Annotated in this window: 11 protein-coding genes; 9 read left to right on the forward strand and 2 right to left on the reverse strand. The window is 31.6% G+C overall.

The annotated features are described in order from the left end of the window. The 3 genes from VGE71_RS03925 to VGE71_RS03935 form a co-directional block, all read left to right on the forward strand. The coding region (locus VGE71_RS03925) for a DUF3857 domain-containing protein (RefSeq protein WP_331137127.1) at positions 1–1763 on the forward strand (1763 nt) is incomplete at its 5' end. After that, positions 1763–3685, forward strand: coding sequence for a DUF3857 domain-containing protein (locus VGE71_RS03930; RefSeq protein WP_331137128.1), 1923 nt, complete (start codon positions 1763–1765; stop codon positions 3683–3685). The genes VGE71_RS03925 and VGE71_RS03930, both read left to right, overlap by 1 nt. Beyond that, a complete protein-coding gene (locus VGE71_RS03935) occupies positions 3685–5808 on the forward strand; it encodes a Tex family protein (RefSeq protein WP_331137129.1) in 2124 nt (707 codons plus the stop codon). Before VGE71_RS03930 ends, VGE71_RS03935 begins: the two co-directional genes overlap by 1 nt. A gap of 77 nt (positions 5809–5885) precedes the next feature. On the opposite strand, the gene VGE71_RS03940 is transcribed toward VGE71_RS03935, so the two are convergent. Then, positions 5886–7283, reverse strand: coding sequence for a glycosyl hydrolase family 8 (locus VGE71_RS03940; RefSeq protein ID WP_331137130.1), 1398 nt, complete (start codon positions 7281–7283; stop codon positions 5886–5888). 98 nt (positions 7284–7381) lie between these two features. After that, positions 7382–7561, reverse strand: a complete 180-nt coding sequence (locus VGE71_RS03945) for a Sec-independent protein translocase subunit TatA/TatB (RefSeq protein WP_008465789.1) — start codon at positions 7559–7561, stop codon at positions 7382–7384. A 213-nt stretch (positions 7562–7774) separates the two neighbouring features. On the opposite strand from VGE71_RS03945, the gene VGE71_RS03950 reads away from it, so the two are divergent. The 6 genes from VGE71_RS03950 to VGE71_RS03975 form a co-directional block, all read left to right on the forward strand. Next, the gene (locus VGE71_RS03950; RefSeq protein ID WP_331137131.1) at positions 7775–8281 is read left to right on the forward strand and encodes a peptidase; all 507 of its coding nucleotides are present in this window, start codon (positions 7775–7777) and stop codon (positions 8279–8281) included. Positions 8282–8292: 11 nt separating this feature from the next. Continuing rightward, positions 8293–9777 (forward strand): GH3 auxin-responsive promoter family protein, encoded by a 1485-nt coding sequence (locus tag VGE71_RS03955; protein ID WP_331137132.1) that lies wholly within the window; start codon positions 8293–8295, stop codon positions 9775–9777. 138 nt (positions 9778–9915) lie between these two features. Beyond that, positions 9916–11595 carry a DUF6909 family protein gene (locus VGE71_RS03960; protein ID WP_331137133.1) on the forward strand — a complete coding sequence of 560 codons (1680 nt, stop codon included), beginning with the start codon at positions 9916–9918 and terminating at the stop codon, positions 11593–11595. Between the two features lie 8 nt (positions 11596–11603). Continuing rightward, positions 11604–12587 carry a hypothetical protein gene (locus tag VGE71_RS03965; protein WP_331137134.1) on the forward strand — a complete coding sequence of 328 codons (984 nt, stop codon included), beginning with the start codon at positions 11604–11606 and terminating at the stop codon, positions 12585–12587. A 90-nt stretch (positions 12588–12677) separates the two neighbouring features. After that, positions 12678–13187, forward strand: coding sequence for a hypothetical protein (locus tag VGE71_RS03970; RefSeq protein WP_331137135.1), 510 nt, complete (start codon positions 12678–12680; stop codon positions 13185–13187). Between the two features lie 58 nt (positions 13188–13245). Next, positions 13246–14449 (forward strand): oligosaccharide flippase family protein (locus tag VGE71_RS03975; protein WP_331137136.1); only part of this gene is annotated, 1204 nt, incomplete at its 3' end.

Consider the following 14449-nt stretch of genomic DNA (forward strand, 5'->3'; position numbering starts at 1 on the left):
GAAAGCTAGAAATAGAATCTTTTATTGAAGAACAAAGAGAAATAGCCAAAAGTAAAAATGTAGAGGAGTATTCTATAAATATTCCCTATGATAATTTTAGTGAAATCTCCAACATAAAAGGAGCTGCTATAAATCCTGTAACCAATAAGAAAACTAAATTATCGCAATACGAAATAAGTACCAACGAACTCAAAAGCAGAGATATTTTCTATAGTGATAATAAATACAAACATTTTGATTTCAACTCTGTTGTAGATAAATCAAAAATCGAATATTCGTATAAAATAAAGCAGAATGAACCCCGATTACTTTCTTATTTTACTTTTCAGCACGAATTACAGACCGTTGCATCAAAATTTGAAATTAGAGCCGATGCATCCATAGAGATCGGTTACAAACTTTTTGGAGAGAATCAGGATAAAATAACTTTTACTCAAACCAAAGAAGGAAATACCAATGTCTATACTTGGAATGCCGCAAATGTACCTGCATTTAAAGATGAAAACAGATCTCTAAACTTTACGTATTTCTTGCCACATATTGTGTATTACATAAAAAGCTATACTAAAGAGAATAAAAAAGAAGACATATTTCCAGATGTAAAACACCTTTACAAATGGTATTATTCTTTAGTAAAAGATGTTAATAAACTAGATCAAACGGCCATAAAGAATAAAACATTAGAATTAGTAAAAGACAAAACCAATTCAAGAGATAAAGCAAAAGAGATTTACAATTGGGTACAGCAAAACATTCATTATGTTGCTTTTGAATATGAAATGGGAGGATTTATTCCGCGTGATGCAGCTTCAGTTTTTGATAAGAAATATGGAGATTGTAAAGACATTTCGAACTTATTAAACGAAATGTTTAAATATGCAGATATCGAGTCCAATTTGGTTTGGATTGGAACCAGAGATAAACCATACAGTTTTTCGGATGTTCCAACGCCTTTGGTAAACAATCATATGATTACTGCCGTAAAAATTGACAAACAAAGATATTTTGTTGATGGAACAGATTCTTTTTGTCCATTTGGATTTCCGTCTTCCATGATTCAGGGAAAAGAGGGACTAATAGGAATATCAGAAGAGGAATTTATTATAGAAAAAGTCCCTGTTGTGGATGTAAAAGATAATAAACTGAAAATCGATTTGAAGCTGAAAATTGCAGATAATTCTGTTTTTGGAACTTCAAAAATCGAATTGTCAGGCTATGAAAAGAGTCGTTTTTTAAATGTTTTGGCAGCAAACAAACAAAAAGAAGAGGAGATCTTAAAAAATGGAATGGCTAGATTTAATGAAAAGCTAGAAATTGAAACAACAGATGTTAATAAACATGAATATGAAAACAAAGACGCAGCGCTGTCTTATAATCTTAAACTTGACGGATGGGTTAAGAAAATAGGAGAAAAGATTGTAGTTAAACCTATTTTATTGGCACCTTTTAAAGAATATATTATCGATTTAAAAGAGAGAAAACTACCCATTGAAAACGATACTAAGTTTATAAACGAGTTTGATTATGTGTACGAAGTTCCCGAAAATTACCAACTCGATTTTATACCTGAAAACAGCAAAAAAGAGAACGACGCATTGAGTTATGAAATTGCTTATAAAAAAGACAAAAGAAATTTATTAGTATCTCAGAAAATCATTTTAAAAAAATTACTAATTGAAACCAACGGCTTTGAGAGCTGGAATTCTGTAGTAAACGAATTGACCCAACAATACAACCAATCTATAATCTTAACCAAAAAGTAATGAAAAAACTTGCCCTGATTTTAGTGTTTTTTTCTTTTTTAAAAACACAAGCACAAGAAATAAAAAGTTATACCTGGGATGCTGTTCCGTCTTTTAAAGCAATTCCAGAAGAATATAAAAAAATGCCTGCCGTTGTTTTGTTCGATAAAAGATGGGTTCATACCAGAATCAATACAAATACTTACGGATTTGCAAAATTTAAAATGGAGCATTTTGCAGTTAAAATCAACGAAGCTTCAGAAATCAACAAGTACAATAAAGTTACTGCAGACGATAATAATACTATACGCGATACAAAAGATTTTCATGCAAGAGTTATTAAACCAAATGGCGATGTAAAAGTTTTATCAGAAAGCCAGATTGTAAATTCGGATGTTAAAAACGTTAAATCGATAGTTTTTGATGGAGTAGAGAAGGGTGATATTTTAGAATACTATTTTATTGTAAAAGAAAATCCAACCTCAAACGGAGTTGAAATTTTCCAAAAAGAAGCGCCGGTACTTCATGCAGAATTTACGTTAACAGATTCAGGATCTGCGGCTTCAAAATTATTCGCTTCACCTGAATTTACAGATAACCATATTAAAAATAAGATATTTTATTCAGCAGATAATATTCAGCCAATTTTAAACGAGCGAAGTTCAAAGAAATTTAAGAATCTTGTTAAAGTTTTCTATTTAATTAGTTCAACTTCTCAAGGAATGAGAGCCAAACAATGGGAACCGTTTTATAAAGAATACGTAAAACAGTTTAAACCTTACGCTTTTTCTGCAGGTGATGTTAAAAAATTACTTCAAAAATTAAATCTAAAAGATAAAAGTACAGACGAGCAATTAACCATCTTAGACGAATACATCAAAACGCATTTTGAATCTTACTCTGAAGGAGAATCTATTTATAATGATGTAAAAATTGTTGACGGAACTGGAAAATTGAGTCACAAGGATTTTATTTGTATTTATAAATTATCATTAGATGCGTTGAAAATTCCGTATGAAATCATTGCAAATGAAGATCGTTTCATAGGCGAACTGGATGACGAAATGATGACATTTTTCGAGTTTACAGAGTTTAATTTTTACATTAGAGAAACCAATAAATTTATTTCTCCTAACGCAGGATATCTTCCATACGGTTATTTAGGTTATGAATATCAGGATACAAAAGCAAAAGGATATGATGTAAAGAAAAAGCAAAATACCACTGTTTTTATTCCTATTATTGCATCAGATTTTACAAAAACAGATTCGGAATCTACAGTAAACCTGTCAGCTGATTTAACAAAGGTTACAATCGACAAAAAAATATCAAATACAGGTTTCACAGGACAAATTCTACGTTATTCGTATAAAGATTTATCTAATAACGAAGAAAAAAAGGATTTGACAGATTTTGTAAAAGAAGTGTCAATAGAAGATGTTGATGTTAAGCTTTTAGAGCATACAGTCGAAAATTTAGAATTTAAAAATAATTATACAAATGCACCGTTTATTATAAATTCAAAACTGGAATCAGTAGAATCGTTTACCGAAAAAGCCGGAAATTTATTGATGGTTAATTTAGGAAAAGTGATCGGAAACCAGTCAAATTTATATCAGGAAAATACAAGAAAAACGGATATTGATTTGAAGTGTGCAAAAGAATATCATCATACAATTGTTTTTAATATTCCAAAAGGATATCAAGTAGATCATTACAATGATTTAGTGATAGATAAAGAAATGAAGTATGATGAAAATAAAAATAGCTCATTTAAATCGACTGTAAAAGTTGTTGGAAATCAAATAATTGTTACTGTTGATGAAAAATACAAATCAATCAATTATCCTAAAGATATTTATCAGGAATATAGAAAAGTTTATAACGCTTCGGCTGATTTTAGTAAAGCAAGCATCGTGTTAAAGCCCATAAAGAAAAAATAATGACTAATATTCAATTCATTGCCAAGTCTGTTCAGGCACCGGCAGTAAGTATTCAAAACACAGTAAAATTATTAGAAGAAGATTGTACGATTCCGTTTATTTCGCGATATCGAAAAGACGCAACCGGAAATCTGGATGAAACTGTTATTGAACAAATTGCAAAACTTCAAAAAGAGTATGATACCTTGATAAAACGCAAAGAAGCCGTTTTAAAATCAATTGAAGAGCAAAAAGCGCTTACGCCAGAATTGAAGAAAAAAATTGAAGATAGCTTTGATTTACAAGAAATAGAAGATTTTTACCTTCCATACAAAAAGAAGAAAAAAACAAAAGCCGATGTGGCACGCGAATTCGGTCTTGAACCTTTAGCAAAACTGATTATATCTGAAAGTGATGCGGATATCGATTTTATTTCGACGCAATATATCAATGAAAATGTTATTAACGAAGAAGCTGCTATTCAAGGCGCAAGAGATATTGTAGCCGAATGGATCAACGAGAATATCTATGTTCGTAAACAGCTTCGTAGATTATTTCAGCGAAAAGCAACGATTGCAACAAAAGTCGTTAAAAAGAAAGCAGAAGAAGAAGGAGCAAAAAAATTCGATCAGTATTTTGACTGGGAAGAACCGTTGACAAAAGCGCCAGCGCACCGTTTATTAGCGATGCTTCGCGCAGAAAATGAAGGTTTTATAAAAATGAAAATTGATGTTGATATCGACGATGCTTACGATGTAATTGACGAAATCATCATTAAAAAACAAAATAATACAACAGCGCATTTACAGCTGGCAATTGAAGATAGTTACAAACGTTTACTGAATCCAGCGATTGGAAACGAAACACTGCAGGAAGCAAAAGCAAAAGCAGATGCGAATTCGATTCAGGTTTTTGCTAACAATTTAGGGCAATTATTATTGGCTCCACCTTTGGGAGAAAAACGTATTTTAGCAATTGATCCAGGATTTAGAAGTGGTTGTAAAGTAGTTTGTCTGGACGAAAAAGGCGATTTATTATACAACGAAACGATTTATCCGCATGCACCTCAAAACGAGGAAACCATGGCGATTAAAAAAATTCGTTCGATGGTCAATGCGTATCAAATTGATGCGATTTCTATCGGAAACGGAACAGCTTCTCGTGAAACAGAATTTTTCATCAAAAAAATCGCGTTTGACAAGCCAATTCAAGTATTTGTGGTTTCTGAGGCAGGAGCTTCGGTATATTCGGCTTCAAAAATTGCGAGAGAAGAATTTCCGAATTATGATGTAACGGTTCGTGGTTCGGTTTCTATCGGAAGACGACTTTCAGATCCGTTGGCCGAATTGGTAAAAATCGATCCGAAAGCGATTGGAGTAGGGCAATATCAACATGATGTTGACCAGACGAAGTTAAAAGAAGAATTAGATAATACGGTTATTCGCTGCGTGAACTCGGTTGGAATCAACATCAACACCGCAAGTAAACACTTATTGAGTTATGTGAGTGGAATCGGGGAGAAGTTGGCGGAAAATATTGTACAATACCGCTCTGAAAACGGACCTTTTGAAGACAGAAAACAGCTGAAAAAAGTGCCCCGTTTAGGAGATAAAGCGTATCAACAAGGAGCAGCGTTTATTAGAATTACCAATGCTAAAAATCCGTTGGATAATTCGGCAGTGCATCCAGAGGCTTATCCAGTTGTAGAGAAGATGGCAAAAGATTTGAATATTTCTTTAAATGATTTAATTGCCAACAAAGAGAAAACAGCGCTTATTAAGGCCGAAAAGTATGTTACACCTGAAATTGGTTTACTTACGCTAAAAGACATCATAAAAGAGCTTGAAAAGCCGGGATTAGACCCAAGAAAATCGGCTAAGGTATTTGAATTTGATGCCAACGTAAAATCAATCAAAGATTTGAAAACCGGAATGATTTTACCTGGAATTGTTAATAACATCACCAACTTTGGCTGTTTTGTTGATATCGGAATCAAAGAAAGCGGATTGGTTCATATTTCGCAGTTAAAAGCTGGTTTCGTGAGCGATGTAAATGAGGTTGTGAAATTGCATCAGCACGTTGATGTAAAAGTTACGGAAGTTGATGAGGATAGAAAGAGAATTCAGTTAACGATGATACTTTAAAGAAATTCCAAAAGACTGGAATTTTATATAAAAAAACTCCCAAATTACAAGTGTAATTTGGGAGTTTCTATTTAGAATTAATTCAAAATCACTTTTTTGGTAATGCTTTTAAATTCATCGTTGGATATTTTTACAAAATAAACGCCAGAAGCTTGATTGGCTAGATTTATCTCGGTATTTTCAGAAATTGTTTTTTGTTGATGAATCACACTTCCCGAAGGAGAAATTACTGAAATAGTTGATTGCTGAGGTGCTTTAATCGTGATTCGATCAGCGCTCGGATTTGGGAAAAGCGTAACAGTAGATTTTTCAATATCAAAATTTTCATTGGAGAGCGTAGCAGTTGGAGGCAGATAGAAATTACCAGTTAATAAAAAGGAGTATAAGGTTTTTAATGTTTGATGGAAATAGTTGTTTGGTTCATTTACATTTTTTAAATCCGTATAAGAATCATCTAAATGTTTCTGATTTTCGCCTGCCATCGCGGCGCAGGCAAACGCACCAACAAACGTAGCATTATGCCATTGTCCGATCACGGTTCCGTTTTGGTTGTAACCGTCTTTGATATTGGCAGTTCCACCAAGATTTATACGAACAAAATCAGATGATTTTTTGCAGTATGTTTTGGCATCAGCATTTCCGTACCATAAATAATCAACAGCGATTCTCCAAGGAGTTCTGGCCGCGTCGTAAGTATACATTTTTCCGGCATTAGCATAACCTCCAGCTTGAGAAGCATAAGTTCCAGAGGCTTCACACCAATCCGAAACCAATCCGCCAACAGCATTATTTTGTGTTAAATTGTTGTTGATAACAGTGTAAGCTTTAGCCGAAACCTGATTCCAGAATGCAGTATCGTTGGTAAAAGCTCCAAAAGCGCGGTAATAAGCAGGGGAGAAATAAGAAGGATTCGTAATCTGACTTCCGCCGAATTGATCTCCAGGTTTTAAAACGTAAGTATTGGCTTCAACCTCATAATTTTTGATTGCAGCAATTAAAGCTGTTGCATCGTTTTTGTAATTGATGTTTCCTGAACTTGCCCATTGATAATCGGCAACAATAAGAGCAAAAGCAGCGTCGAGTTCTGCATCGGTTGCTCCGTTATGGCCAATAGTTCCAGAACATCCGCTAATTTTCCAGTTCATTACTTTATTAGCGTTTACATTGTCTTTGTAGTACAACCATAAACCATCAAAAAGTTTTTTATCTGCCATATAAGCAGATAGTAACATTCCGTACGCAATTCCTTCTGAGACTGTTTCTGAAGAATTATCAAATTTTACGCGGTATCTGTCGTTAGAGCAGGTTTCTACAAAATTGGCTTTCCAAGTATTGTAATTGTTCTGAGCATCCTGACTGCTTCTGGGGGTTGCTAGAAGTCCGTTTCCGTAAACCTTGTTGGCCGGAAAAGGCTGTGTTTGTGATTGACTTTCAGCTGCAAGCAGGAAAGCCATCACGAAAAGTAAGTTTTTCATATGTAAAAATTTGGGACTCTAAAAGTAAGATTTTTTACATATAAAAAAAATCCCAAACTACAATTTGTAATTTGGGATTGAATAAGTTTTTGAATTTCTTATTTAGTTTCTTCCTCTTGTTTTTTAGAAGCAGCAGGTTGATCGTCTTTAGCAGCGTTTTTAAATTCCTTAATTCCGCTTCCTAAACCTTTCATTAATTCTGGAATTTTTTTACCTCCAAAAAGTAAAATCACAATACCTACTATAACAAGGATTTCTGTAAGACCTAATCTTCCCATGACTATTATATTTAATGCCGAAGCAAATTGTTTTCTTTAATTATTCCGCAAAGGTATATAGAAATATACGAAATAAAAGTATTTTTAGTTTAAAATATTCGTAGCAGACCGCGTTAAATATTTTATAAAATAGTAAATTATAGCACTTCATAGAAATTTTTGGATCATTATCGTGATGATTAATTACTATATTTGCTAGCATAAAGAAGTAAAATGAGTAAGAAAAAGAAAAAGAATTTAAGGAAAAAATTATTCACTAAAAACAGGTTGATAATTTTAAATGAAGATACTTTTGAAGAACTATTTTCTTTTAAACTTAACTTAATGAATGTCTTTGTAACGTTTACTTTGGGAGGCATTTTTTTAATTCTAATTACAACTTTCATAATTGCATTTACACCGTTACGTGAGTTTATTCCGGGATATTCTTCAACGGAGTTAAAAAGAAATGCAACCAAACTGGCCATAAAATCAGATTCTTTAGAAACGGCTTTAAGACAAAACGAAGCCTACATTAAAGGAATTCAGAAAGTTTTGAAAGGAGAAGTTGAATATTCAAAATTTAATAAAGATTCTATTTTAGCAGAAACAGTCGAAAATCCAGCAGACTTAAATATGAATGCTTCTGAAGCTGAAATAAAATTAAGAGAAGACGTTGCCAAAACCGAAAAGGAGCTGCAGACAAAATCTCAGGACAAAAAGAAAAGTGACAAAAAATAATACCACTGAAAATGTCAATTAAGTCAATTGCGGCAAAATTATTTGCCAGAAAAATATACAATCAGACGCTTAAATGGGCCAACAAACCAGTTCAGACACAGCAATATATTTTTGAAAGTTTAATCAAAAATGCAAAAAACACTGAGTTTGGAAAAGATCACCATTTTAATCAAATAAAAACTTTTGAAGATTTTCAGAAACAAGTTCCTGTAAGAGATTACGAAGATTTAAAACCATATGTTGAAAAGGTTGTAAAAGGTGAATCAGATATTTTGTGGAAAGGAAAACCATTGTATTTTGCTAAAACTTCTGGAACAACTTCGGGCGCAAAATATATTCCGTTGACGAAAGAATCGATGCCTTATCATATAGAAGCAGCTCGAAATGCCATTTTGCATTATATTCACGAAACAGGAAAAGCAGATTTTGTTGACGGAAAAATGATCTTTTTACAAGGAAGCCCTATTCTAACTGAAAAATACGGAATTAAATTCGGTCGACTTTCTGGAATTGTAGCGCATTTTGTTCCTAAATATCTTCAGAAAAACAGAATGCCTTCTTGGGAAACCAATTGTATTGAAGATTGGGAAACCAAAGTAGATGCCATTGTCGATGAAACGATAAAAGAAGATATGTCTGTTATTTCCGGGATTCCGTCTTGGGTTCAGATGTATTTCGAACGTTTACAGCAAAAAAGCGGTGGAAAAAAGATTAGCGAAATCTTCAAAAACTTTAATCTATTTATTTACGGAGGAGTTAATTACGAGCCGTATCGTGCCAAATTCGAACAGATGATTGGCAAAAAAGTAGACAGTATTGAATTGTTTCCAGCTTCTGAAGGATTTTTTGCTTATCAGGATTCGCAGAAAGAAAAAGGAATGCTTTTGTTATTGAATTCAGGTATTTTCTACGAGTTTATAAAAGCCGATGAATTCTTTAACGAAAATCCAAAAGTATATACCATTGGTGAGGTTGAGGTAGGAGTAAACTACGTTTTGATTATTTCGACCAATGCAGGACTTTGGCGTTATAATATTGGCGATACTGTTCAGTTTACCTCTTTGGCGCCATATCGTGTGATAGTTTCTGGACGTATCAAACATTATATTTCAGCTTTTGGAGAACATGTGATTGCAAATGAAGTTGAAAATGCAATGAAAGAAGCTGTAAATTCGACTAATATTGTGATTAACGAATTTACAGTTGCACCACAAATCACACCTTCTAGCGGATTACCTTATCATGAATGGCTGATTGAATTTGAGAATGAGCCCGAAAACATGGAAGTTTTTGCCGAAACGATTGATAACTCAATGCGCAAACAAAACATTTATTACGACGATTTAATTACAGGAAATGTTTTAAGAAAAGTTGTAATCACAAAAGTTTCAAAAAATGGATTCCAAGATTATATGAAATCGCAAGGAAAACTGGGTGGTCAGAATAAAATTCCGAGATTATCAAATAATAGAGATATTGCGGATAATTTAAAATAGAAATAATGATTTATACGAGGTATTCTAACAATTTGTTAAATACTATTCTATTAAAATTACATTTATAATTCCTACTTTCGTTTATTGAAAGTGTTCAAATCTTCTTTATTTAAAAGAAGATTTTTAAAATATAATGACATGAAAGAAACCAAACATATATCAAGATCAAGAGCGCAGGAATCTTCTGCAGCAATAGAAAAAATGTACATTACAATGCGCCATTTATTCAACCGTGGTTTTTACAAACCAATGGGAGTTTCTGGTGATAGTTTAAGAGAATCATTATTGGCGTTACGTCCTGAAATCTACGGAAATATCGCAGAAGAAAAAGTTGAATTGAACGGACTTTTGTACGTTATAGAGCGTCTTCCAATCGGAATTGAGCAATGCCGTTTTATCAATTTAACTTCAGACGAAGGTTATTCAAAATCGCATTTTCAGCCGATTGTTCCTCCAAAAAGAAGAAGAAACTGCTACAGAATCGACGAAGAACAAATGAACGTAGAAATCACACGTGGTCGTTCGGACATTTATGATATTCTAACGCATTTGACTTTCATTTTTATTGAATCTCATAAAATTAAAAACAGAGTTCTAATCGATGATGGTGGAGAAGTTTCTCGCGACTGGCAGAAATTAGAGCAAGCTGTAATGCAGACTAAAAAGCTATCTCAGGTTGAAAAAGAGAAAGCTATTTCGCATGTTGCGAATATTTTAGCCAGAACTTTCGAAGAAGTTTTAGATATTTACGACGCTTTTGGTTCAGAAAATGCACCAGACCGTTTCTTGCACGTTATTTATTGGTTAGGAAAACTAGCGATTGAAGAAATTGTTGAAAACAACAAACGTACAATTACTTTTAGTCCAGTTTTACGTGAACGTCTTGGACATCACATTCACGGAGAAATCTGGGCAACAAACATAAAAGAAGTTCTAAAAGAAAATGATTTGTTGAAAAGACCAATTCATGTCATTAGTGCAAACATGCATAGTGTTATGAATTCGATTTTTGCAACGCCTTTGTTGAAAACTAAATACAAAGGAAAAACAGATTTCTTTATTTATGAAGAATTAAGCAGTTCAGGTTCAAAAGAAATCAGAACTCAGGTTGAAGAACTGGCTTTTAAAAACGGAATGATTTCGTTACCAGATTGTTCTGGAACAAACATTGACGTTCAGATTTTTGATACTGCCAAAATTGACTGGGCAAAAACAGCATTTTCGCACGCCAATGTAGGCGAAGAAAAACCAGTAATCATTGTAATGGATTATGCTTTTGGAGAACAAGCTTACGAAACAATCGATGAGCTTTTAAAACCATTCAAAAAAGAAACTTTACTAAATGTAAAATCGGTTTCGATTATGGGTAAAGCCGGAATTCTGGAAGGCGGAAAAGGGGATATCATGATTCCGACAGCGCATATCAACGAAGGAACAGCAGATAATTATTTCTTCGAAAATGAACTTACAGGCGCCATGTTTGAAGGAAATGATATTGATATTTATGAAGGAGCAATGGTTACCGTTTTAGGAACTTCATTACAAAACAGAGATTTATTGAAATTCTTCCACGAATCAACTTGGGGAGTAATCGGACTTGAAATGGAAGGTTCTTATTACCAAAAAGCAATTCAGTCGGCATCAAAAATTAGAAAAAGTGTGCCACAGGATATTAAAGTTCGTTATGCTTATTACGCATCAGATAACCCATTGGAAACGGGAAGTACTTTGGCTTCAGGCGGATTGGGAACAACTGGCGTAAAACCAACTTATTTGATTACGATTAAAATTTTAGAACAAATTTTTAATATAAAATAGAACTTTAGATGAGTACAAAAGTACCACAGAATCAGGAAGATCAAGAGATTGATTTGGTGCAGATTTCTAAAAAGATTAGTAATTTTTTTGGGAGAATTAATAGTGCTATTTTTAGAAGTATTCAGTTTTTTCTAAGAAACTGGATTACTGTTCTGATTTTGATTATTTCTGGATTTGGCTTAGGAATACTTTTAAATAAAACCCAAAAAAGTTATCAGCACCAAATTATCGTTACTCCGAATTTTGGAAGTGTAGATTATTTGTACTCTAAAATAGAACAGATAAATTCTAAAATCAAAGAAAAAGATACTGCTTTTTTAAGTAAGACTTTGGGAATTAAAAATCCTAATGATCTAAAATCTATTGAAATTGAAGCGATTACAGACGCCTATAATTTTATAAAAAATAAACCAGAAAATTTTGAATTAATTAAATTGATGGCTGAAGATGGAGATATCAATAAAGTACTTCAAGAAAATGTTACAAGTAAAAATTATACTTACCAAAAGATACTATTAATTACAAAAGATAAAACTTCTGAAGAGAAACTTATTAACCCCCTTTTAAAATACTTTAATACATCTGATTATTACAGTAAAATACAAAAAGAAACTTATCAAAATGTTCAGTTAAAAATGAAGCAAAATGATACCATCATTAAGCAAATAGATGGCGTTTTGAATAATTTTTCTAAATCTGTAGACCATAATGCTAAGAGTGATAAACTTGTATATTACAATGAAAATACGCAGCTAAATGATATCATAAAAACAAAAGATGGCTTGATTAATGAACAAGCAATTCATCAAATAGAATTACTTACGTTTGATAAAATTATTAAAGAAAGCAGTATTACGACAAATATAGAATCTGTAAAAATTTTTAAAGGTAATTTAAAATTTATCCTACCAGTTATATTTGTCCTTCTATTTATATTTTGTAGATTTTTTGTAATCTTTTATAAAAAACAAAAACAGTTGACTGCTTCTTAAAAATGTACTTATTTGTTATTCTTTGATAAATATTATGTCTTGTAATATTCAATAGTAAAAGATATATTTTTGCACAAAAAAAAACTTTAAATGAAGATTAAATTTATAATTTCAATTTTGATTTGTGGACTTTTGATGAGTTCATGCAAAGAAGAAAAAATAATAAAAGAAAAGAAAAATTTTTCTGTTATTATTGAAGGAATATTTGAAAAAAATGATAAAATACAGGTTTTCTATTTGATTGCAGGAGATGTTTGGAAAGATGATAATTCTGTTTCAATGCCTGTATATGCTTCTAAAGAAATGCAGAAGATTGTGGTAGAGTTTCCTGAAAAAGTGGTTCCAGAAAATATAAGAGTTGATTTAGGTTTTAACCCAACTCAGAGTAATGTTACTATTAAAAACATTTCGGTAAAATATAAAGCAAAGATTATAAATGGCGATTTCGAAAAATATACCAAATATTTTTATCCTAACGAATTTGTAACTTGGGATCCTAATTATTTTGGTTATAAACTGAATGTTATTAATGATAAATATGATCCTTTTTTAATGGGTAATGATGAATTAGCCATTCAATTAGTAAAAATTACAGAATAGTAATAAGAACTACTTCATTTCCAGAAGTAGTTTTTTATTTTGGATACACTTCTAGCTAATGCAATTAAAAAAAATTGAATTTAACGAAATCCGAAATTATATAATATTTGGATCTGGTCAGTTTGTTAATTTATTAGCTCCCTTACTCGTTGCCCCTTATGTAATAGCTGTTTGTGGAATTGAGCAATGGGGGAAAATAGGTGCAGCAACATCTGTTTTTATCATTTTAGGAATATTTATTGATTTTGGATCTCAACTTTTGGGAGTAAAAGAAATAAGTTCTAACAAAGAAAATAACGAATATTTAAGTAATTATTTAAACCTAACATATGCTTTTCGTTTAGTTTCGTTGCTGTTAATCACAGTAGGATTACTTTTAATTCTATTTATAGTTCCCCATTTAGATTTTAAGCTCTATTTATTAGGACTGTTTTTATTAATAGCACAGTTTTTTAATCCAATCTGGTTTTATATAGGGTTTGAAAATTTTAAAAGAATAAATAGAATAATAATCTTGTCAAAGACTATTTATGTTCTTTTAGTTTATATCGTTGTTAAAGAAAAATCGGATTATGTTTATGTAATTTTTCTTTTAGGATTGGCTAACATCTTGGTTTATTTATTTTATTATCTTAAAATATTTAGAGAATACAATATGTCGTTATTATCAATCTCTAAAAGCAGATTGATAGAAAATGTAAAAAGAGAATTTCCAATTGTTGTTTCTAATTTATCGATATCAGTGTACACAAATTTTCCAATTATAATTATAAAGTTTGTTTTGGGAGATTTTTATGCCGGAATTTATAAAATTGGAGATATGTTTTTAAGCATATTCAGAAGTTATCTTGTTGTATTCTTTAATGTTAGTTTTCCAAAATTCTGTAGTATTTATTTAGAAAATAAGAGAGAAGCGGTTTTATATCTAAAGAAAATTAATACATTAAATATTTTGTTCTTAGTATTTATTGTTGTGACTTTATATTTGATTTCATTTTTCTTCATCGGTTTTTTTGATCTCGAAGAAAAACTACTGAATTCTCTTTTGTTCTGTACTAACTTTTTATTTGTTTCTTTGATAATTGCTTTAAATATTCCGTTTTATCAAATGTTACTTATAAAGAATAAACAGAAAAAAATTGCGCAGATATCATTTTTGGGTTCTTTGTTAATGTTCGTTTGCTGTTATTTTCTATCAAAAAGACTTAGCTTACAAGGAAGTATAATTTCTATTTATATTATCGAAACATTTATAACTTTTT

It is taken from the genome of Flavobacterium sp. (genome assembly GCF_036405015.1).
In the GTDB taxonomy this organism is placed as follows: domain Bacteria; phylum Bacteroidota; class Bacteroidia; order Flavobacteriales; family Flavobacteriaceae; genus Flavobacterium.